At 74.5% G+C, this 21,253-nt stretch carries 19 protein-coding genes and 1 tRNA gene; 17 read left to right on the top strand and 3 right to left on the bottom strand.

Annotated elements, in window-relative coordinates:
- Positions 1–123: 123 nt before the first annotated feature.
- The gene (gene corA / locus MY526_RS21625) at positions 124–1,260 is read right to left on the bottom strand and encodes a magnesium/cobalt transporter CorA (protein ID WP_436705043.1); all 1,137 of its coding nucleotides are present in this window, start codon (positions 1,258–1,260) and stop codon (positions 124–126) included.
- Positions 1,261–1,394: 134 nt separating this feature from the next.
- Between corA and MY526_RS21620 the strand changes: the two genes are divergently transcribed.
- The 8 genes from MY526_RS21620 to MY526_RS21585 all read left to right on the top strand — a co-directional run bounded on the left by MY526_RS21620 (position 1,395) and on the right by MY526_RS21585 (position 10,548).
- Positions 1,395–2,900, top strand: coding sequence for an amino acid permease (locus tag MY526_RS21620; protein WP_436705042.1), 1,506 nt, complete (start codon positions 1,395–1,397; stop codon positions 2,898–2,900).
- 105 nt (positions 2,901–3,005) lie between these two features.
- Positions 3,006–3,632: a hypothetical protein gene (locus tag MY526_RS21615; RefSeq protein ID WP_436705041.1), complete on the top strand. Its 627-nt coding sequence runs from the start codon at positions 3,006–3,008 to the stop codon at positions 3,630–3,632.
- Between the two features lie 33 nt (positions 3,633–3,665).
- The gene (metG, locus tag MY526_RS21610) at positions 3,666–5,468 is read left to right on the top strand and encodes a methionine--tRNA ligase (RefSeq protein WP_436705040.1); all 1,803 of its coding nucleotides are present in this window, start codon (positions 3,666–3,668) and stop codon (positions 5,466–5,468) included.
- Positions 5,465–6,352, top strand: coding sequence for a TatD family hydrolase (locus tag MY526_RS21605; protein WP_436694763.1), 888 nt, complete (start codon positions 5,465–5,467; stop codon positions 6,350–6,352). Before metG ends, MY526_RS21605 begins: the two co-directional genes overlap by 4 nt.
- 52 nt (positions 6,353–6,404) lie before the next feature.
- Positions 6,405–7,244, top strand: coding sequence for a hypothetical protein (locus tag MY526_RS21600; RefSeq protein ID WP_436705039.1), 840 nt, complete (start codon positions 6,405–6,407; stop codon positions 7,242–7,244).
- A 364-nt stretch (positions 7,245–7,608) separates the two neighbouring features.
- The gene (locus tag MY526_RS21595) at positions 7,609–8,712 is read left to right on the top strand and encodes a ubiquitin-like domain-containing protein (RefSeq protein WP_436694761.1); all 1,104 of its coding nucleotides are present in this window, start codon (positions 7,609–7,611) and stop codon (positions 8,710–8,712) included.
- Positions 8,713–8,860: 148 nt separating this feature from the next.
- Positions 8,861–9,586 (top strand): 16S rRNA (adenine(1518)-N(6)/adenine(1519)-N(6))-dimethyltransferase RsmA, encoded by a 726-nt coding sequence (rsmA, locus tag MY526_RS21590; protein ID WP_436694760.1) that lies wholly within the window; start codon positions 8,861–8,863, stop codon positions 9,584–9,586.
- Complete coding sequence (locus MY526_RS21585; RefSeq protein ID WP_436705038.1) at positions 9,583–10,548, top strand: 4-(cytidine 5'-diphospho)-2-C-methyl-D-erythritol kinase; 966 nt, start codon at positions 9,583–9,585, stop codon at positions 10,546–10,548. The genes rsmA and MY526_RS21585 overlap by 4 nt, the downstream gene beginning before the upstream one ends.
- Positions 10,549–10,554: 6 nt before the next feature.
- Here MY526_RS21585 and MY526_RS21580 read toward each other — a convergent pair whose 3' ends face one another.
- Both MY526_RS21580 and MY526_RS21575 read right to left on the bottom strand, forming a co-directional pair.
- Complete coding sequence (locus MY526_RS21580) at positions 10,555–11,169, bottom strand: TetR/AcrR family transcriptional regulator (RefSeq protein WP_436705037.1); 615 nt, start codon at positions 11,167–11,169, stop codon at positions 10,555–10,557.
- Positions 11,170–11,207: 38 nt separating this feature from the next.
- The gene (locus tag MY526_RS21575) at positions 11,208–12,197 is read right to left on the bottom strand and encodes an acyl-CoA desaturase (RefSeq protein WP_436694757.1); all 990 of its coding nucleotides are present in this window, start codon (positions 12,195–12,197) and stop codon (positions 11,208–11,210) included.
- Positions 12,198–12,393: 196 nt separating this feature from the next.
- Here MY526_RS21575 and MY526_RS21570 point away from each other — a divergent pair.
- The 9 genes from MY526_RS21570 to MY526_RS21530 all read left to right on the top strand — a co-directional run bounded on the left by MY526_RS21570 (position 12,394) and on the right by MY526_RS21530 (position 21,241).
- Positions 12,394–12,466, top strand: a tRNA-Gln gene (locus tag MY526_RS21570).
- A gap of 35 nt (positions 12,467–12,501) precedes the next feature.
- Positions 12,502–13,971: a bifunctional UDP-N-acetylglucosamine diphosphorylase/glucosamine-1-phosphate N-acetyltransferase GlmU gene (gene glmU, locus MY526_RS21565; protein ID WP_436705036.1), complete on the top strand. Its 1,470-nt coding sequence runs from the start codon at positions 12,502–12,504 to the stop codon at positions 13,969–13,971.
- A 38-nt stretch (positions 13,972–14,009) separates the two neighbouring features.
- Positions 14,010–14,990, top strand: a complete 981-nt coding sequence (locus tag MY526_RS21560) for a ribose-phosphate diphosphokinase (RefSeq protein WP_436694755.1) — start codon at positions 14,010–14,012, stop codon at positions 14,988–14,990.
- A gap of 347 nt (positions 14,991–15,337) precedes the next feature.
- A complete protein-coding gene (locus MY526_RS21555; RefSeq protein WP_436705035.1) occupies positions 15,338–16,030 on the top strand; it encodes a 50S ribosomal protein L25/general stress protein Ctc in 693 nt (230 codons plus the stop codon).
- A gap of 53 nt (positions 16,031–16,083) precedes the next feature.
- Positions 16,084–16,671: an aminoacyl-tRNA hydrolase gene (pth, locus tag MY526_RS21550; RefSeq protein WP_436694753.1), complete on the top strand. Its 588-nt coding sequence runs from the start codon at positions 16,084–16,086 to the stop codon at positions 16,669–16,671.
- A 296-nt stretch (positions 16,672–16,967) separates the two neighbouring features.
- A complete protein-coding gene (locus tag MY526_RS21545) occupies positions 16,968–18,350 on the top strand; it encodes a sugar transferase (RefSeq protein WP_436705034.1) in 1,383 nt (460 codons plus the stop codon).
- A 157-nt stretch (positions 18,351–18,507) separates the two neighbouring features.
- Positions 18,508–19,791 (top strand): DUF1972 domain-containing protein, encoded by a 1,284-nt coding sequence (locus MY526_RS21540; protein ID WP_436705033.1) that lies wholly within the window; start codon positions 18,508–18,510, stop codon positions 19,789–19,791.
- Positions 19,788–20,585 (top strand): CDP-alcohol phosphatidyltransferase family protein, encoded by a 798-nt coding sequence (locus MY526_RS21535; RefSeq protein WP_436705032.1) that lies wholly within the window; start codon positions 19,788–19,790, stop codon positions 20,583–20,585. Before MY526_RS21540 ends, MY526_RS21535 begins: the two co-directional genes overlap by 4 nt.
- Entirely contained in the window at positions 20,582–21,241 is a 660-nt protein-coding gene (locus MY526_RS21530) for a hypothetical protein (RefSeq protein ID WP_436694749.1), read from the top strand. The genes MY526_RS21535 and MY526_RS21530 overlap by 4 nt, the downstream gene beginning before the upstream one ends.
- Positions 21,242–21,253 lie beyond the last annotated feature (12 nt).

Genomic DNA, 21,253 nt, shown 5'->3' with positions numbered 1-21,253 from the left:
TCCTCCGGATCTGTGGACAGCGCAGTGCGACCCGACGACCGCCCCGCACGAGGCATAGGAAGCTTTTCCCACGTCTGCGGTCGGAGAACGTGCGAATAGCTTCCTATGCCTCGACTGCCGCGGTCAGAGCCAGCCGTTGCGCTTGAAGCCGCGGTAGAGGAGGACGCAGGCGGTCAGGATCACCAGCAGCACCAGCGGGTAACCGAAGCGCCAGGTCAGCTCGGGCATGTACTCGAAGTTCATCCCGTAGATCCCGGCGATGGCCGTGGGGACGGCGATGATCCCGGCCCAGGCGCTGATCTTCCGCATGTCCTCGTTGTCGGCCTGCGAGGTGCGCGCCAGCGAGGCCTGCAGGATCGAGGTCAGCAGCTCGTCGAGGCCGGAGACCTGGTCGCGGACGCGGATGGCGTGGTCCTCGACGTCCCGGAAGTACGAGCGCATGGCCTCCGGGACGACCTCGAACTGCCGCTGCGACAACCGCTGCAGCGGCACCTCCAGCGGGGAGACCGCCCGGCGCAGCGACATCAGCTCCCGCTTGAGCTGGTACAGCCGGCCGATGTCGTCGGAGCGCCGGTCGCTGAACACCGACGCCTCCAGCTCGTCGACGTCCTCCTCCACCTGGCTCGCGACGTCGACGAAGTCGTCGACCACCCGGTCGGCCACGCCGTACAGCACCGCCGCCGGCCCCAGGCACAGCAGCTCGCGCTGCTCCTCCAGGTTGCGTCGCAGGTCGGCCAGCCCCCCGTGCTCGCCGTGCCGGACCGTGATCACGTAGTGCGGGCCGAGGAACACCATCACCTCGCCGGTGTCGACCACCTCGCTGGTCGCGGTGAGCCGGTCGTGCTCCACGTACGTCGCGGTCTTGAGCACCATGAACAGGCCGTCGTCGTACCGCTCGAGCTTGGGGCGCTGGTGGGCGTAGACGGCGTCCTCGACGGCGAGGGGGTGCAGGCCGTACCGCTCGGCGATCGCGCCGAGCTCCACCTCGGTCGGCGCGTACAGCCCCAGCCAGACGAAGCCGCCCCGCTCGGTCGCCTCGCGCAGCGCGTCGTGCGGGTGGACCGGGTCCTGGCGGCGGCCGTCGACGTAGATCCCGCAGTCGACGACCGGGCTGAGCCCCTCGGCCCGGGACGGCGTCGTGCGCGGCGGGCCGGCCGGGCGGGGGCGGAGCGTCGGTGGCTCGGACTGGCCGGGGCGGAGGGTCGGCGGCTCGGCCGACAGCCCCCCGGACGCACCGCGCGGGGTCTCGGTGCCGGTCATCCGCTCTCCTCTCCCGGGTCGCCCGTCCGGGTCGACCGGCTTGCCAGCGTAGGCATGCAGCCTGTCCACGACCGTGCGACGCTGCCCAGGTCGAGCTCCGCCGGCCGGACGCCGGCCCGCCGGGAGGGGACGCCGTGGCCGCGAACACGCGCCGGGTCAAGTCCGTCGAGGACTCCATCCGCGACACCGACGAACCCGAGCACCGGCTCAAGAAGAACCTCTCCGGCCTCGACCTCACCGTCTTCGGCGTCGGCGTCATCATCGGCACCGGGATCTTCGTGCTCACCGGGCTGGTCGCCCGGGACCAGGCCGGCCCAGCGGTGGCGATCAGCTTCGTCATCGCCGGCGTGGTCTGCGGGCTGGCCGCGCTGTGCTACGCCGAGTTCGCCTCCACCGTGCCGGTCGCCGGCTCGGCGTACACCTTCTCCTACGCGACCTTCGGCGAGTTCGTCGCCTGGATCATCGGCTGGGACCTCGTCCTCGAGCTGGCGCTGGGCGCCGCGACGGTGTCGGTGGGCTGGTCGGGCTACCTCAACCAGCTGCTCGACGACCTCGGGATGGCCCTGCCCACGTCGATCGCGGGGGAGACGGCGAGCTTCAACATCCCCGCGATGGTGATCGCGCTGGCCATGACCGCCGTCCTGGTGCTGGGCATCAAGCTCTCCTCGCGGGTCACCGCGGTCATCGTCGCGATCAAGCTGGCCGTCGTCCTGCTGGTGATCGTGGTCGGCCTGTTCTACGTCTCCGCCGACAACTACTCGCCGTTCATCCCGCCGGCCGAGCCGCTGGCCGAGGGGGAGAGCGGGCTGCACACCCCGCTCGTCCAGCTGCTCGGCTTCGCGCAGGGGAGCTTCGGGTGGAGCGGCGTGCTGGCCGGCGCCGCGATCGTCTTCTTCGCCTTCATCGGGTTCGACATCGTCGCGACGGCGGCGGAGGAGACGCGCAACCCGGGCAGGGACCTCCCGCGCGGGATCATCGGCTCGCTGGCCATCTGCACCACGCTCTACGTGGCCGTCTCGCTGGTCGTCGTCGGCATGCAGGAGTACACCGAGCTGTCGGCCGACGCGCCGCTGGCCGGGGCGTTCGCCGCCAACGGGCTGACGTTCTTCTCCAGCGTCATCTCCCTCGGTGCGCTGGCCGGCCTGACCTCGGTGGTCATGATCCTCATGCTCGGCCAGTCGCGGGTGCTGTTCGCGATGAGCCGGGACCACCTGCTGCCGGGCGGGCTGGCCCGTGTGCACCCGCGCTACGGCACGCCGTACAAGATCACCATCGCCACCGGCGCGGTCGTCGCGCTCCTGGCCGGCCTGGTCCCGCTCACCGCGCTGGCCGAGCTGGTCAACATCGGCACGCTCTTCGCGTTCCTGCTGGTGTCGGTCGGCGTGTGGCGGCTGCGGCGCACCCGGCCCGACCTCGAGCGGACCTTCCGGGTCCCGTTCGTCCAGGTGCTGCCGTGGGTCTCCGCCGCGGCCTGCCTCTGGCTGATGGCCAACCTCCCGGTCGACACCTGGCTGCGCTTCCTGGTGTGGATGCTGATCGGGATCGTCATCTACTTCGTCTACGGCCGCGGCCACAGCCGGATGGCGACCGGGGAGCGCGTCCCGGCGTCGACGGGCGGCAAGGACATCTCCCGCGCCTGAGCTCTCCTCCGGAGGGGTGAGGGGCACCTCCGTGGTCGTACAGCCGGCTCCCGCCGGCGCCGACCCGACTGGTGACCGTCGTCCCCGGCCAGGGAGAGCAGCACCGTGGCGAGCACCGTCCTCGACCCCCGGACCACCAGCGCACCGCCGTCCTCCGCGCGGGTCCACCCGCCGGTGACGGTGCTGGCGGCCGGCGCCGTCGCCGGCCTCGAGTCCGTGGCCCTGGTGGCCGGCGCGCTGACCGGGCTGGACGGCCTGCTGCTGTCCCCGCTGCGCCCCTCCGGCGCGCTGGTGGCGGTGGTCCTGGTCGCCCTGGCCGCGTGGGTGGTGCTGTGCGCCGGGGGTGGCGCGCTGCTCGTCGACGGGTCCGGACGGCGGCTGTTCACCGGTCTCGCCACCGCCGAGCTGGCACTCGTCGGCGTGCTGCTGATGGCCAGCCTCGTCGGCCCGCTGCCCGCCGTCGCACCGGCCACGCTGCCGGCGCTGGTCCTGCTGCTCCTCGCCGTCCCGGTCGGGAAGCTGCTGCTCGCCGGCTCGCCCTCGGCGCTGGCCTGGGCGGCGCAGGGACCGCGGGTCCCGGCCGACCGCTCCGAGACCGGTCCGGCGCGGCCGGTGCTGCGCGCCGCCACGCTGGCCGTCATCGGGCTGGCGCTCTGCACCGTCGCGCTCAGCACGCCGGCCCCGGGCACCGCGAGCGACGCGCCGGCGACGGCGGGCACCAGCCGCCCCTGAACCGGCTGGACCCCCCTCCGTACCCTCGGACGCGTGAGTGATCGGCACATCCTGACGGCCGTGGCCTGGCCCTACGCCAACGGCCCGCGGCACATCGGCCACGTCTCCGGCTTCGGCGTCCCCTCCGACGTCTTCAGCCGCTACCACCGCATGGTGGGGGACAGGGTGCTGATGGTCAGCGGCACCGACGAACACGGGACGCCGATCACCGTGGCCGCCGACGCCGAGGGGATCACCCCGCGGGAGATCGCCGACCGCAACAACCGGATCATCGTGAACGACCTGGCCAGCCTCGGGCTGAGCTACGACCTGTTCACCCGGACGACGACGGTCAACCACGCCCGGATCAGCCAGGAGATCTTCCTGGGGCTGCTGAAGAACGGCTACGTCTTCCCGCAGACGACGCTCGGCGCGATCAGCCCGTCCACCGGCCGCACCCTGCCCGACCGCTACATCGAGGGCACCTGCCCCATCTGCGGCTACGACGGCGCCCGCGGCGACCAGTGCGACAACTGCGGCAACCAGCTCGACCCGGTCGACCTGATCAACCCGGTCAGCCGGATCAACGGGGAGACCCCGAAGTTCGTCGAGGAGGAGCACTACTTCCTCGACCTGCCGGCCTTCACGAGGGCGCTGGGCGACTGGCTGGCCACGCGGAAGAGCTGGCGGCCCAACGTGCTGAACTTCAGCGTCAACCTGCTCGACGACCTCAAGCCGCGCAGCTACACCCGCGACATCGACTGGGGCGTGCCGGTGCCGCTGGACGGCTGGCGCGACCGGCCGGACAAGCGCATCTACGTGTGGTTCGACGCCGTCGTCGGCTACCTGTCCGCGTCGATCGAGTGGGCCCGCCGCTCCGGGGACGCCGAGGCGTGGCGGCAGTGGTGGCAGGCGCCGGACTCCGACGCCTACTACTTCATGGGCAAGGACAACATCGTCTTCCACTCCGAGATCTGGCCGGCCCAGCTGCTCGGCTACAACGGCGCGGGCGACAAGGGCGGGACGCCGGGCTCGCTGGGCCGGCTCAACCTGCCCACCGAGGTGGTCTCCAGCGAGTTCCTGACGATGGAGGGGCGCAAGTTCTCCTCCTCCCGCCAGGTCGTGATCTACGTGCGCGACTTCCTGGCCCGCTACGACGCCGACGCGCTGCGCTACTTCATCGCCGCGGCCGGCCCGGAGAGCCAGGACACCGACTTCACCTGGGCGGAGTTCCGCCGCCGCAACAACGACGAGCTGGTCGCCGGCTGGGGCAACCTGGTCAACCGCTCGGTGTCGATGGCGGCCAAGAACGTCGGCGCCGTCCCCACGCCCGGTGAGCTCACCGAGGCCGACCAGGCCCTGCTGGCGACGACGAAGGCGGCGTTCGGGCCGATCGGCGACCTCCTGGCGCGCAACCGGCAGAAGGCCGCGGCCGCCGAGGCGATGCGGGTGGTCGGCGAGGCCAACAAGTACCTGTCCGACCAGGCGCCGTGGAAGCTCAAGGAGGACCCGGCCCGCCGGGACACCGTCCTGCACACCGCGCTCCAGGCGATCAGCGACTGCAACGCGCTGCTGACCCCGTTCCTCCCGCACTCCGCGCAGAAGATCCACGAGCTGCTCGGCGGCACGGGTGTGTGGTCGCCGGCCCCGCGGATCGACGAGGTGACCGACCTCGACGACGGCTCGCCCTACCCGGTCATCACCGGGGACTACGACGCCGCGCAGGCGGTCTGGGCGTCCCGGCCGCTGCCGGCCGGCACGCCGCTCGCGCCGCCCACCCCGGTGTTCACCAAGCTCGACGAGTCGATCGTCGCCGACGAGCTGCGCCGCCTGGAGGACGGCGGAGCCTCCTCGTGAGCCGGTCGGCCGGCGCCCGCGCCAACCGGCGGGGCGAGCCGCCGCCCTCCCCGGAGCCGCTGCCGTCCCCGGCGGTCGACAGCCACACCCACCTCGACATCGCCCTCGACAGCGACCGGCGGCCCGACGAGGCCGCGGTGGACGCCGAGATCGCGGCCGCCGTGGCCGTCGGCGTCACCCGGCTCGTCCAGGTCGGCGTCGACGTCGGCTCGTCCCGGTGGTCGGCGCAGCTCGCGGCCCGGCACCCGAACGTGCTGGCCGCGGTCGCCGTCCACCCGAACGAGGCGGGGACCGGAGCGGCCACCGACGACGTGCTGGCCGAGATCGACCGGCTCGCGGCGCTGCCCCGCGTGCGCGCGGTGGGGGAGACCGGGCTGGACCGCTTCCGCACCGGTCCCGAGGGCTGGGCGGCGCAGGAGGCGTCGTTCCGGGCGCACATCCGGATCGCGAAGGAGCGGGACGTCGCGCTGGTCATCCACGACCGCGACGCCCACGAGGAGATCCTCCGCGTGCTCGACGACGAGGGGGCGCCCGAGCACACCGTCTTCCACTGCTTCTCCGGGGACGCCGCGTTCGCGACGGCCTGCGTCGAGCGCGGTCACGTGCTCTCCTTCGCCGGCACCCTGACCTTCGGCAACGCCGGCTACCTCCGGGAGGCCGCGGCGCTCACGCCGCTGGACCAGTTGCTGGTCGAGACCGACTCACCGTTCCTCACGCCGATGCCGCACCGCGGCCGGCCGAACGCCTCGCGTCTCGTGCCGCTCACCGTGCGGGCGCTGGCCGAGGTGACCGGCGCGGAGCTCGACCAGCTGTGCGCCGCCCTGACGGCCACCGCCGAGCGGGTCTTCGGCCCGTGGGGCGGGGACGGGACGCCCGCCGGCTGACGACGGACCACAGCCTCTCCCGTTCCCGGCGGAAGAGTGGACACTGGGCGCCGTGGGTCGCCTCATCGCCGTCGTGCTGTTCATCGCCGTCCTGGTGCCGGGTGTCCTGCTGGCCCGGGCATGGGCGCAGGCCGCGGGCCACCGGGCGGTGGCCGCGGCGGCCGTCGAGTTCGCCGTCCCGACCCCGGAGGGGAGCGCCACGCTGCGGCGTCAGGCGCAGCACGGTCGCCGGGTCCGCCGGTTGGGGTTCCTGCTCGGCGTCGTCGGCATCGTGGTCAGCGTCGTGCTGTTCGGCGAGGCCTCGGTGTTCCTGTGGGCGCCGGCGCTGGCGATCGGGCTGCTGACCGGCGTCGTGCTCGCCGAGGCGACCCGCCCGCGCCCGCGGTGGCGCACCGGCACGGCGGCCCGCCGGCCGCGCCGCTCGGAGCAGATCTCCCTGTTCCTGCTCTGGTCGATGCGCGTGGTGATGGCCGCCGAGCTGGTCACCGCCGTCCTGATGTGGCAGCAGGACAACCTGCCCGACTCGGTCGGCTGGGTCGCGATCGTGGTGCCGGCGGCGACCTGGGTGCTGGCCGAGGTGGCGCTGCTGCGGGTGCTCGTCCGCCCGGTGCCGGCCGAGGGCGCCGACGTCCCGGTCGACGAGGCGCTGCGCACCTGGACGACGCACCTGGTCACCGCCGCCACGAGCGTCCTCGCCCTGCTGCCGCTCGGCACGCTCCTCCTGGCGGCCGGCATCGACCTGGGGGACCGGGTCACCGACGGGTTCGACCTGCTGCCCGTCGCGCTCGTCGCGGGCGGGTTCGCCTCGCTGGCCGCGGGCCTGGCGGTCGCCGTCTTCCTGGTCACCTGGCTGCGGCCGATCCGCTCGAACGACCGCGCCCTCGCCGGGTAGCGGCCGGGTGTTCTGCCCCTGAGCGGTCTTCGCCACACTGTGGGGTTGGTCACCCCTCCCGCCTCACGCTGCGCAACTGTCACACCCGCCCCACGCGGCCCGGCGCACACGGAGAGTGTCGGCGCGTCCACAAGTCGACAGGACGCTCCTCTGCTTCACTCGCTGCGCACCGGTGCAAGACGCACCGTGTTCGTTATCGTGTCGTGACCAGCCGGGGTGGGGACCGACCCGGACGGCACCGCGACCGGGAGCGCTGAGCTCCCGGTCGACTGCCGTTCGAGCCGGGGACGCGCTCGGTGCCCGCCTGCCGGTGGGCTCCTGCGCGGCCTCCTCTGCCCGGGTCCCGTGACCCCGTGGAAGTGTCGTGCCCCGATCGCTGAAGCTCGCCCTCTTCGCCCTCGTCCTGCTCGGACTGGTGGGCGGCTCCCTGGCCTACTTCGCCGCCCAGAAGTCCCTGACGCTGACCGTCGACGGGCAGGCGCGTGAGGTCAGCACCTACGCCGGCACGGTCGGCGAGGTGCTCGAGGAGGAGGGCCTCGAGACCCGGTCGCACGACGTCGTCCTCCCCGACGCCGGTGCCACCGTGGCCGACGGCGACACCGTCGTGGTCAACCGCGCCCGGCCGCTGCGCCTGACCGTGGACGGCGTCGAGAGCGAGGTCTACGTGACCGCGCTGTCGGTCGACGAGGCCCTCGAGCAGCTCGGCTACCGCGCCGCGGACCTCGTCGTCTCCGCCAGCCGCAGCGAGCGCCTCCCGCTCGACGGCATGGCGCTGTCGATCAGCACCCCCAAGGACGTCACCCTGCTGGTCGACGGCCGGCAGCTGGTCGTGACCACCACCGCCGCCACCGCCGGCGACCTGCTCGCCGAGCAGGGCGTCACCCTCGGCGCCACCGACCGCACGAGCCTCTACCCCGAGCAGGCGCTCATGAACGGGATGCGGCTGCAGGTCTTCCGCGTCCAGGTCAACGAGGTCACCGAGACCACCGCCATCGGCCACAACACGGTCGAGACCGAGGACCCCAACGTCCTCGAGGGCGACGAGACCGTCACCCAGCCGGGCGTGGACGGCGAGCAGGCCACCACCTTCCGGGTCACCGTGGTGGACGGCGTCGAGACCGCCCGCGAGCAGCTCAGCACCACCGTGACCCGCCAGCCGGTCGACGAGCTGGTCACCGTCGGCACCAAGGAGCGCCCCGCGGCGTCCAGTGGCAACGCGCCGTCCGCCGACGGCCTCAACTGGGCCGCGCTGGCGCAGTGCGAGTCCGGCGGCCGCCCCAACGCGGTGAGCTCCACGGGCAAGTACCACGGCCTCTACCAGTTCTCGCAGGCGACGTGGAGCGCCGTGGGCGGCACCGGGGTCCCCTCGGCCGCCTCCGCCGACGAGCAGACCTACCGCGCGCAGCTGCTCTACCAGCGCTCGGGCGCCGGCCAGTGGCCGCACTGCGGCTCCCGGCTGTTCGGCTGATCGGCTCCTCCTGACTCCCCCTCCCGAGCAGACCGACGGGCTGCTGGGCCCGGCCGCGATCCGCGACCTGGCCCAGCAGCTCGAGCTGCGTCCGACCAAGAGCCTCGGCCAGAACTTCCTGCACGACGCCAACACCATCCGGCGGATCGTGCGCACCGCCGAGCTGACCCCGGACGACGTCGTCCTGGAGGTCGGGCCGGGCCTCGGCTCGCTCACCCTGGCCCTGCTGCCCGCCGTCGCGCACGTGACCGCCGTCGAGATCGACCCGCGCCTGGCGGACCGGTTGCCGCGCACGGTGGCCGAGCGTGCGCCGGCGGTGGCCGGCCGGCTGACCGTCGTCGAGGCCGACGCGCTTCGGATCACCGGAGTTCCCGGGCCGGCTCCCACCGCACTGGTGGCCAACCTGCCGTACAACGTGGCGGTGCCCGTCCTCCTGCACCTGCTCGAGCTGCTGCCGACGCTGCGCCGCGCGCTGGTCCTCGTGCAGGCCGAGGTCGCCGAGCGGCTGGCCGCCGCGCCGGGCAGCGGCGCCTACGGCGTGCCGTCGGTGAAGGCGGCCTGGTACGGCGAGGTGCGGCGGGCCGGCTCCGTCGGCCGCCGGGTGTTCTGGCCCGAGCCCAAGGTCGACTCCGGGCTGGTGGCGCTGGTGCGGCGGCCGCCGCCGCCGGGGGACCGCGCGGCCACCTTCGCGGTCGTCGACGCCGCCTTCGGCATGCGCCGCAAGGGGCTGCGCGCGGCGCTGGCCCGCTGGGCCGGCAGCCCCGCGGCCGCGGAGGAGCGGCTGCGGGCGGCGGGGATCGAGCCCACCACCCGCGGCGAGCAGCTGTCGGTCACCGACTTCGCCCGCCTGGCAGCGACGCAGGCGGCGACGTGAGCTGGTCGTCGCCCGGGGGTCCTGGTCGCCTGGCCGGGGACGGCGCGGTCGCCGCACGGGCGCCGGCGAAGGTCAACGTGCACCTCGCCGTCGGCCCGCTGCGCGCCGACGGCTTCCACGAGCTGCGCACGGTCTACCTGGCCGTCTCGCTGTTCGACACCGTGACCGTGCGCCCCGGGGACGGGCTGGCGCTCACCGTCACCGGCGAGGGGACGACGGGAAGCGGCCCGGACGCCGTCCCGGCCGACCGCCGCAACCTCGTCTGGCGGGCCGCCGAGCTGCTCGCCGAGCGCGCCGGGGTGCCGGCCGAGGCGACCATCACCATCGACAAGTCGATCCCGGCGGCCGCGGGCCTGGCCGGCGGCAGTGCCGACGCGGCCGCGGCGCTGGTGGCCCTGGACGCACTGTGGGGCACCCACGCCACCCGCGGCGAGCTGTCCGCCCTCGCCGCGGAGCTGGGCAGCGACGTCCCGTTCAGCCTGCAGGGCGGCATCGCCCTCGGCTCCGGACGCGGGGAGCGGCTCTCGCCGGTGCTGGCCCGCCGCCGCTGGGACTGGGTGCTCGGCATCGCCGGCGAGGGGCTGTCGACGCCGGCGGTCTACGCCGAGCTCGACCGGTTGCGGGCCGAGGACCGGGTGCCCGACGGCACCGAGCCGGCCGCCCCCGAGCCGGTCATCGCTGCCCTGCGCAGCGGGCCGGTGTCCGCCCTCGCCGCCGCCCTCTCCAACGACCTGCAGGGCCCGGCGCTGTCGCTGCGGCCGGCCCTGCGGCGGGCCCTGCGCGCGGCCATCGGAGCCGGCGCGCCGGCGGCGATCGTCAGCGGCTCCGGGCCGACGGTGGCCGCGCTCGCCGAGGACGAGGAGGCGGCGGTGCGGCTGACGGCCCAGCTGGCCGGGGAGGGTGTGTTCCGCACCGTGCGGGCCGTGCACGGTCCGGTGCCCGGCGCGCGCCTGGTCGGCTGACCGACCTCAGGACGCCGGGCGGGCCGGCGGCCCGGCCAGCAGGACCGGGTGCGGGTCGAGGTGCGCCAGGCCGTGGTAGGCCAGGTTCACCAGGTGCGCGGCGACCTCCCGCTTGTCCGGCCAGCGGTGGTCGAGCCACCACTGCCCGACCAGCGCCACCATGCCCAGCAGTGCCTGGCTGTAGAGCTCGGCGAGCCGGGGGTCGTACCCGCGGGCGTCGAACTGGGCGGCGAGGATGTGCTCGACCTTCCCGGCCAGTTCGCCGATCAGCGACGAGTAGGTGCCCCGGCTGGTCGGCGGCGAGTCGCGGCTGAGCACCTGGAAGCCGTCGGTGTCCTCCTCGATGTAGTCGAGCAGGACCAGTGCCGCCCGCTCGAGCAGCTGGCGCGGTGTGCCCCCCGCGGCCAGCGCCGTGGTGAAGCGGTCGAGCAGCCGCTGCATCTCCCGGTCGACGACGACCGCGTACAGCCCCTCCTTGCCGCCGAAGTGCTCGTAGACGACCGGCTTGCTGACGTCGGCGCGGGCGGCGAGTTCCTCGATGGAGGTCGCCTCGTAGCCGCGCTGGGCGAACAGCTCGCGCCCGACGTCGAGCAGCTGCCGGCGCCGCTCGGCGCCGGTCATCCGCACCCGGCGGCGCGACGCGCCGCCGGGGGAGCCGGTCAGGGTGTGGCCGTCGCGGCGGCCCGCCGCTTGGCGGCGAGCCGGACGGGGTCGGGCCACTTGACGTCGCGCGCCCAGCCGAGCTTCTCGAACAGCCAGATGACGCGGGCGCTCATGTCGACCTGCCCGCGCAGCACGCCGTGCCGGGCGCAGGTGGGGTCGGCGTGGTGCAGGTTGTGCCAAGACTCGCCGCCGCTGAGGATCGCCAGGGGCCAGAAGTTGGTCGCGCGGTCCCGCGAGGCGAACGGCCGGGTGCCGACGACGTGGCACACCGAGTTGATCGACCAGGTGACGTGGTGCAGCAGCGCCACCCGCACCAGGCCGGCCCAGAAGAACGCCGTCCACGCGCCGGCCCAGCCGCCGGTCACCAGACCGCCGATCGCGGCCGGCAGGGCCAGGCTCAGGAAGGCCCAGACGACGAACAGCCGACTGGTGCGGCGCAGGGCGGCGTCCCTGAGCAGGTCGGGGGCGTACCGCTCCGGGTTGGTCTGCCGGCGGTCGAACAGCCAGCCCAGGTGCGCGTGCCACATGCCCTTGAGCAGCGCCCGGGTGTCGGTGCCGTACCGCCATGGCGAGTGCGGGTCGCCCTCGCGGTCGGAGAAGGCGTGGTGCCGGCGGTGGTCGGCGACCCACTGCACGACCGGACCCTGGATCGCCATGCAGCCCACGATCGCCAGCGCCATGCGCAGCGGCCGGTTGGCCTTGAACGAGCCGTGCGTGAAGTGCCGGTGGTAGCCGACCGTGACCCCGAGCAGGGTCAGGAAGTAGAAGCCGACCGCCAGACCGACGTCCAGCCAGGACAGGCCCCAGCCCCACACGGCGGGGACGACGGCGGCCAGCGCCAGGAACGGCACGACGACGAACACGTAGAGCGTGATCTGCTCGACCGCGCCCTTCTCCTTGCCCAGTGCGTTCGCCGGCAGCCCGGAGTCCGGGTCGGCGGTGGGGCGCACCGGAGCGGTGGGCCTCGTGCGAGCGGGAGCGGACAAGCGACCTCCAGGGACGGGCCCGGCAGGGCGCATGGGCTGGCGCCGCAGGTGCCGGGGGTTCGAGGCCGTAACCTACGTGACCGTAGGGAGCCGCGCCCGTCGAGCGGACGGGTGGTCTCCCGAGGCGACCGGTGCCCGGGCCCGGCGCGCGTCCTAGTCTCCAGGGGGACGCCGGCCGGCGTCCGTGACGCCGCAGTGGGGGATGGGGTAATCGGCAGCCCGCCGGCCTTTGGAGCCGGGAAGTCTCGGTTCGAGTCCGAGTCCCCCAGCAACGCCGACCCGAGCCCCAGGCACGAGGAGATCCGTGACCCACCCGAACGTCGCCGCCGTCGTCGTCCTCGCCGCTGGCCAGGGCACCCGGATGAAGTCGGCGCTGCCCAAGGTCCTGCACCCGCTCGGCGGGCGCAGCATGCTCGGCCACGTGCTGGCCGCCGTCGAGCCGCTGGCGGCCCGGCACACCCTCGTGGTCGTCGGCGCCGGACGGGAGACGGTGGCCGAGCACCTGGCCGCGACCGCGCCGGGGGCCCGGCCGGTGGTGCAGGAGGAGCAGAACGGGTCGGGGCACGCTGCCGCCGTCGCGCTGGCCGCCGTCCCGGACCTGGAGGGGCCGGTGCTGCTGGTCAACGGCGACGCCCCGCTGCTGCGCCGGGAGACCATCGGCGCGCTGGTCGACGCGCACACCGCCGCGGGCAACGTGCTCACCGTCCTGACCGCCGAGGTCGACGAGCCCACGGGGCTGGGCCGGATCGTGCGGGCCGAGGACGGCGGGGTGCTGGCGATCGTGGAGGAGCGGGACGCGACCGACGCGCAGCGGGCGATCCGCGAGGTGAACGCCGGCGTCTACGTCGGCGACGCGGCCGCGCTGCGCCGGGCACTGGACCGGGTCGGTGCGGCCAACGACCAGGGCGAGCAGTACCTGACCGACGTCCTCGGCCTGCTCGTCGCCGAGGGCGCCCGTGTCGGCGGCGAGCGCGCCGCGGACCCGGTCGACGTGCTCGGCTGCAACGACCGGCGGGAGCTCGCCGCCCGCCGGCGCACGCTGAACGACCGCGTGCTCGACGAGCTCATGCGCTCCGGCGTCACGGTCGTCGACCCGGCCACCACCTGGGTCGACGTCACCGTCACCGTCGGGCCGGACGCGCTGCTCGAGCCGGGCGTCCAGCTGCAGGGGACGACGTCGGTGGCCTCCGGCGCGGTCGTCGGGCCGGACAGCACGCTGGTGGACACCGCGGTGGGGGAGGGCGCCAGCGTCGTCCGGGCGCACTGCGTCGGGGCGGAGATCGGCCCCGACGTCTCGGTCGGGCCGTTCGCCTACCTGCGCCCCGGCACCCGGCTGCACGCCGGCGCGAAGGTCGGCACCTTCGTCGAGACGAAGAACGCCGAGGTGGGCGCCGGCTCGAAGGTGCCGCACCTGTCCTACGTCGGCGACGCCACGATCGGCGAGGGCTCGAACATCGGCGCGGCCACCGTCTTCGTCAACTACGACGGCGTGCACAAGCACCACACCACGATCGGCAGCCACGCGCGGACCGGAGCCGACAACATGTTCGTGGCACCGGTCACCATCGGGGACGGCGCCTACACCGCCGCCGGCTCGGTGATCACCTCGGACGTGCCCCCGGGGGCCATGGCCGTGGCGCGGGCCACGCAGCGCAATGTGGCAGGCTGGGTGGCACGGCGGCGGCCCGGAACGGCCGCCGCGAAGGCCGCCGAGGCGGCCAGGGGTGCAGCAGCCGGGACAGCGACCGACACTGGGACCAGGGGGTCCGAGTAGACGGCGGCGGATTTCGACCACCAGGGGTAACAGAGCCGATGAGCGCCATCCGGCAAGCCACCAGCAAGAGCCTGATGCTGTTCTCCGGGCGGGCTTATCCGGAGCTGACCGACGAGATCGCCGGCCACCTCGGGGTGTCGCCGACGCCGACGGCGGCCTACGAGTTCGCCAACGGCGAGCTGTTCGTCCGGTTCGAGGAGTCGGTACGCGGCTGCGACGCCTTCGTGGTGCAGAGTCACACCGCGCCGCTGAACACCTGGCTCATGGAGCAGCTGATCATGGTCGACGCGCTCAAGCGCGCCTCGGCCAAGCGGATCACCGTCGTCGCCCCGTTCTTCCCCTACGCCCGGCAGGACAAGAAGCACCGCGGCCGCGAGCCGATCTCCGCCCGCCTGGTCGCCGACCTGTTCAAGACCGCCGGCGCCGACCGGCTCATGACCGTCGACCTGCACACCGCACAGATCCAGGGCTTCTTCGACGGCCCGGTCGACCACCTCTTCGCCCTCGACCTGCTGGTGTCGCACGTCTGCCAGCGGTGGGGCGACCGCGACATCACCGTCGTCTCGCCGGACTCCGGCCGGGTGCGCGTCGCCGAGCGCTGGACCGACAAGCTGGGCGGCGTCCCGCTGGCCTTCATCCACAAGACCCGTGACCCGATGAAGCCCAACGAGGTCAAGGCCAACCGCGTCGTCGGTGACGTCGCCGGCCGGGCCTGCATCCTGGTCGACGACATGATCGACACCGGTGGCACGATCGTGAAGGCCGCCGAGACGCTGTTCGAGGCCGGCGCCGCCGACGTCATCGTCACCGCCACCCACGGCGTCCTCTCCGGCCCGGCCGTCGACCGGCTGAAGAACAGCCAGGTCAGCGAGGTCATCGTGACCAACACGCTGCCGATCGAGTCGGCCCGCCAGTTCGACAAGCTCACCGTGCTCTCCATCGCCCCGCTGCTCGCCCGGGCGATCAAGGAGGTCTTCGAGGACGGCTCGGTCACCAGCCTCTTCGACGGCGCGAGCTGAGCACATCGTCGTCCTACCGGACGACACCGCGGCCAGGTGCCGTCCCCCTGGTGCGCTGAGCCCCTCCCGTGTCCCGGCCGGGAGGTCCTCCGGACCCCCGCGGCCGGTCCACTCCGGGTCCGTGCCGTCCCCGACGGGGTCAGCGGATCTCGCCGCTGCGGGTCGGCCCATTGCGGACTTTCCGCGCCGAAAGTCCGGGTGGGGGCGTCGGGTATCCTGGGGTGGTTGCCCGGCGAGGGAGACGGTTCCTCCGTACTCCGTGATCGACGTGCGTGTGCCTCCAGGTGGGGTGTGCCGCGCCGTGTGCCGGCCACCGACACCGACCACCTCTCGAGGAGCACACCACCGTGGCTGACTTCCGCCTCGTCGCCGAGTCCCGCACCGAGTTCGGCAAGGGCGGCGCCCGCCGCACCCGCCGGGCCGGCCGCATCCCCGCCGTCCTCTACGGGCACGGCCAGGACGTCGTGCACCTGTCCCTGCCGGCCCGCGAGTTCGCCGCGGCGCTGCGCAACGGCGGCGCCAACGCCCTGCTGACCGTCGTCCTCGACGGCAAGGAGGAGCTGGCGCTGACCAAGGCCGTGCAGCGCGACCCGCTGACCCGCCAGCACGAGCACGTCGACCTGCTGCTCGTGCGCCGCGGTGAGCGGACGACCGTCGAGGTCCCGATCGTCGTCGTCGGCGAGCCCGGCATCGACTCGATCCCGAACCACCAGCTGAACACGGTCGCCATCGAGGCCGACGCCACGAAGCTGCCCGAGGCCATCGAGGTCGACATCACCGGCCGCACCGCCGGTCAGAACATCGCCGCCGGCGACCTCGTGCTGCCCAGCGGCGCGACGCTGATCACCGACGCCGAGGCGCTGGTCATCGGCTTCCTGGGCGCCCCGACCGCCGAGGCCCTCGAGGCCGAGCTGGCCGAGGCCGAGGCCGAGGCCGGCATCGAGCGCGAGGAGCACACCGAGCCCACCGAGGAGGCCACCTCCGAGACCGACGGTGCCGTCCCGGCCGACGCCGGCGAGAACACCGGCGTCCAGCCCTGAGCAGCGACGCAACGACCCGCGGGGGCGCCGGCGATGCCGGGGCCCCCGCGGTCGTGTCCGAGGGCCCCTTCCTGGTCGTCGGCCTCGGCAACCCCGGCCCGTCCTACGCCGGCCACCGGCACAACGTGGGCGCGATGGTGCTCGACGAGCTGGCCGCGCGGGCCGGCATCCGGCTCTCGCCGGGCAAGGGCGCCCGGTCCCGCGCGCTCTCCGGTGAGGGCCGGCTGGCCGGACGGCGGGTCGTGCTGGCCCGCCCCACCACCTACATGAACGAGTCCGGTGGGCCGGTGCGCGGCCTGCTGGACTACCACCACCTCCCGGCCTGCGACCTCGTGGTGCTGCACGACGAGCTCGACCTCCCGTTCTCCTGCGTGCGGCTCAAGCGGGGCGGCGGCGAGGGCGGCCACAACGGCCTGCGGTCGATCACCCGGTCCACCGGCACCAAGGACTACCTCCGGGTGCGCGTCGGCATCGGCCGCCCGCCCGGCCGGCAGGACCCCGCCGACTTCGTGCTCAAGGACTTCTCCGGCACCGAGCGCAAGGAGCTCGGCCTGCTGCTGGCCGAGGCGGCCGACGCGACCGAGGAGCTCCTCACCCGCGGGCTCGAGGCCGCGCAGAACGTCGTCCACCCCCGGACCTGACGCCCCGTCACCCCTCCCCGCCCCGACCGGGTGACTCCTGCTCCCATGGGGGTGAACGGTCGCCCCGCGCGTTGACCCGGTCGTGACGCCCTGTGATGGTTGCTGCGAAGTCGGGCTGCTGAGGCCCGCAGGACCGCCCGTTCCCGGGCTCCCGCACTCGGTTCCCGACTACGTACCGTCACGCGCGTCCGGGGGGAACCGTGCTACTCGACCACACCAGGGTCCGGCTGGGGACGGCTTCGGCCGTCCGGGCCAGGACGGCGACGCCGCGGCTCCGCACGGTGACCCGGGCCTGGGTGGGCCGCTTCTCACTCGCCCTCACCGGCTTCGAGGCGCTCGCCGCCGCCGGTGCCGGGGCGCTCGTCCTCGCCACCCGGGCGGAGGGATGGACCTCCGGCGCCGCGCTGTCGTGGGTGGTCCTCGCTCTCGTCGCCGCGTGGCCGCTGCTGCTGCACGCGGTCGGCGCGCACTCCGAGCGGGTCTTCGGCACCGGCAGCGACGAGTACCGGGCGGTCGGCAAGGCCGGCCTCGTCCTCCTCGCGCTGCTCGGTTTCCTCTCCTACGCCGCCGCGCTCGATCTCAGCCGCGCACTCGTCGTCGGCGCCGTCCCGGGTCTCACCCTCGTCACCCTGCTGGGCCGGTTCGCCGCCCGCTGCGCCCTGCGCGGGCTGCGGGCCCGCGGGTGGTGCACCAAGCGCGTGGTCGTCGTCGGCCGCGGGACCGCCGTCCTGGAGCTGGTCCAGCGGGTGCGCCGGGAGAACTACGCGGGCCTGGACGTCGTCGCGGCCTGCGTGACCCCCGACGACCGGGTGCGGGTGGCCCAGGGTGCCGCGGTCCCCGTGGGCGGTCTGGACGACGTCCTGGCCATCGCCGCGGAGCACGGCGCGGACACGATCGCGGTCACCTCGGCCAGCGAGACCGCCGCCGAGTACCTGCGCCGGCTGTCCTGGCAGCTGGAGGGCACCGGCATCGAGCTGCTCGTCGCGCCGGGCCTGGTCGAGGTCGCCGGCCCCCGCCTGCACATCCGCCCGCTCGAGGGGCTGCCGCTGCTCACCGTGGAGCAGCCGCGGTTCACCGGCTGGCAGCGCGTGGTCAAGGGCAGCCTGGACCGCGTCGCCGCCGCGCTCGCGATCGTCGCGCTCGCCCCGGTGCTGCTGGCCCTCGCGGCGGCGATCCGCCTGACCAGCCCCGGCCCGGTCCTCTACCGCCAGGAGCGGGTCGGCGTGAACGGCCAGGCCTTCACGATGCTGAAGTTCCGGAGCATGGTCGTCGGCGCCGACCGCCAGGTCGACGGGCTGCGGGCGGAGAACATCTCCGACGGGCTGCTGTTCAAGATGCGGGTCGATCCGCGGGTGACGCCGGTGGGCCGGCTGCTGCGCCGGCTGTCGCTGGACGAGCTGCCCCAGCTGTTCAACGTCCTCGGCGGCTCCATGTCGCTGGTCGGGCCCCGGCCACCGCTGCCCGGGGAGGTGGCCCGTTACGACACCTCGGTCAGCCGCCGGCTGCTGGTCAAGCCCGGCCTGACCGGGCTGTGGCAGATCTCCGGCCGCAGCGACCTGCCGTGGGAGGAGGCCGTCCGCCTCGACCTCCGCTACGTGGAGAACTGGTCGCTGGCGATGGACGCGCTCATCCTCGCCAAGACCGCCCGCGCCGTCCTCAGCCGCTCCGGCGCCTACTGAGGGCGCCAGCCCTCGCCCGCGTGACCCATGCGGGTGAGGGCGACCGCGCTGCGCTCCACGACCGGGTGACCGGCGTCGATGCTGCCTGGGAGAGACGGCACCCGTGCGACCCGCAGGGGCCCCCGCCGTCCGCTCGGAGGCAGGGATCGGAGGCCAGGTGGACGCGCTCAGCATCGCCATGGTGGGGACGCGAGGTGTCCCCGCCCGGTACGGCGGTTTCGAGACCGCCGTCGAGGAGGTGGGACGCCGTCTCGCCGACCGCGGGCACCGGGTCGTCGTCTACTGCCGGACCCCGCCGGGTGCGACCGAGCCGCCGCCGGCCGGGTACCTCGGCATGGAGCTGGTGCACCTGCCCGCCGCGCGCCGGCGCGCGCTGGAGACCCTGAGCCACACCGCGCTGTCGGTGCGGCACCTGCTCACCCACCGCACGGACGCCGCGTTCGTCTTCAACGCGGCCAACTCGCCGCTGCTGCCGGCGCTGCGCGCCGCCCGCATCCCGGTCGCCACGCACGTGGACGGGCTGGAGTGGAAGCGGGCGAAGTGGGGCCCGACCGGACGGCGCTACTACCGGGTCGCCGAGGCGCTCGCCGTCCGCTGGTCGGACGCGCTCATCGCCGACGCGCGGGGCATCGCCGACTACTACCGGGACGCCTTCGCCGCGCCGACGACGCTGCTCACCTACGGGGCGCCGCTCATCGACCCCGGCGCCGACCGCCTCGCCGAGCTCGACCTCGTCCCGGGCGGCTACCACCTCGTCGTCGCCCGCTTCGAGCCGGAGAACCACGTCGACCTGATCGTCGCGGGGTACGCGGCCAGCGCGGCGACCAAGCCACTGGTCGTCGTCGGCTCCGCGCCGTACGCCGACGCGTACACCCGCCGGGTGCACGCGCTCGCCGACGAGCGGGTCCGCTTCCTCGGCGGGGTCTGGGACCAGCAGGTGCTCGACCAGCTCTACGCCAACTGCGCCACCTACCTGCACGGGCACTCCGTCGGGGGCACCAACCCCTCGCTGCTGCGCGCCATCGGCGCCGGCGCGGCGGTGACCGCGTTCGACGTCGACTTCAACCGCGAGGTCGTCGCCGACGCCGGCCGCTACTTCCGCACGCCCGAGGACGTCGCCGGGCACGTGGTCGCGGTCGAGGCCGACCCCGAGGGCACGGCCCGCGCCGGCCGGCGGGCGCGCGAGCTGGCCGGCGGCTACGACTGGGACCAGGTGGCCGCCGGCTACGAGGAGCTGGCCCGCGTGCTGGCCGAGCGCCGGTTCCCCGGGCGCCGGCCCTCCGGGCGCCGGAGGCCGACCGCCGCCGACGCACCCGCCTCCTGGCACCGGCCGGCCGAGCTGCCGCCGGTGACCGGGGCCGTGCCGCCGCCGGTGACCCCGGCCGTGCCCGCACCGGCCGCCGCTCCCGCGGTGGAGCAGCTGCTGGCCGGTCAGCAGTGACCGCGACCGTGCCGGCCCCGCCCCCGGCGGGGCTGGGGGACACCCTGCGCCGCCTGGGGACGGCGCAGAAGGGAGCGCAGGGCGCGCCGGCCTACTCCCGCTTCGTCAACCGGCGGCTGGGCCGGCTGCTCGCCGCGCTGGCCTTCGGAGTCCGGCTCACCCCCAACGCGGTCACCACGATCAGTGCCGCGTTCACCGCGACCGGCATCGCCGTCCTCGCCCTCGCCCGGCCGGGCTGGGGCACCGGGGTCGCCGTGTCGGCGTGCCTGGCCGTCGGCTACGCCTTCGACTCCGCCGACGGCCAGCTTGCCCGGCTGCGTGGCGGCGGCTCCCCGGCCGGCGAGTGGCTGGACCACATGGTCGACGCGGCCAAGACCTCGAGCCTGCACCTCGCCGTCCTGGTGTCGCTGTACCGCTTCGAGACCGTCGACCGCGGACCGCTGCTCCTGGTGCCGCTCGGGTTCTGCGTCGTGGCCGCGGTGCTGTTCTTCGGCACGATGCTCAACGAGGCCCTCCGCGAGCGGCACGGCGCGGCGACCCGTGCGCAGCGCACCGCCGAGCGGCCCAGCGTGCTCCGGTCGCTGCTGGTGGTGCCCACCGACTACGGCCTGCTGTGCTGGGTGTTCGTCCTCATGGGCGCTCCGGCCCTGTTCTTCTCCGCCTACTCGCTGCTCTTCCTCGCCACGGCCGGCTACCTGGCCCTGGCCTGCCGGAAGTGGTTCGGCGAGATCGACCGGTTGCCCAGCCGGGCCCCGACGACGACGACGACGACGACAAGGACGACCGCACCGTGACCACCCAGACCCCCGCGACCGCGCCGGCCTCCCCGCCCGAGCTCCCCGGCCGCGGCCGCCGCGGCCTGCTCGTCGCCGGCGCCGCCGCGCTGCTCGTGGCCGCGCTCGTGGCGCTGCTGCTCGTGCTCGGGAACGAGGACGAGCAATCGCCGTCGTCGGCGGCGACCGCGACCTCCACCCCGGCCGACGCGACCGTCCCGGCCCCCCTGCCGACGCCCGAGCCGACCGGCCCGACGGAGGACGTCGACGAGCTGCCGGCGGCCCTTCCGGAGGTCGCGCTCGACGAGCCGGCCGCCGTCGGCAACGGCATCGTCGCCCGCATCGCCGGCCTCGAGGCGGTCGACGGCACCGCGGTCGGCCCGGGCAACATCGCCGGCCCCGCGCTCCGGATCACCGTCAGCATCGAGAACGGCACCGAGGAGCCGGTGTCCCTGGGGGGAGTGGCCGTCAACGCCTCCTACGGAGCGGACCGCACGCCGGCCTCGCCCCTGGAGGACGAGGCGCAGCGGGCCTTCACCGGCCTGCTCGAGCCGGGGGAGTCGGCCGACGGCGTGTACGTGTTCAGCGTCCCCGCCGACGCCCGCGACCGGGTGACCGTCGAGGTCGGCTACCAGGCCGGCGCCCCGCTGCTGCTGTTCACCGGCTCGGCGCCCTGACCCCTGCGCCGT

The organism is Geodermatophilus sp. CPCC 205761 (genome assembly GCF_051383655.1).
GTDB lineage: Bacteria > Actinomycetota > Actinomycetes > Mycobacteriales > Geodermatophilaceae > Geodermatophilus.
The sequence above is the reverse complement of the archived record's forward strand: the minus strand, read 5'-3'. Positions and strand labels throughout refer to the sequence as shown.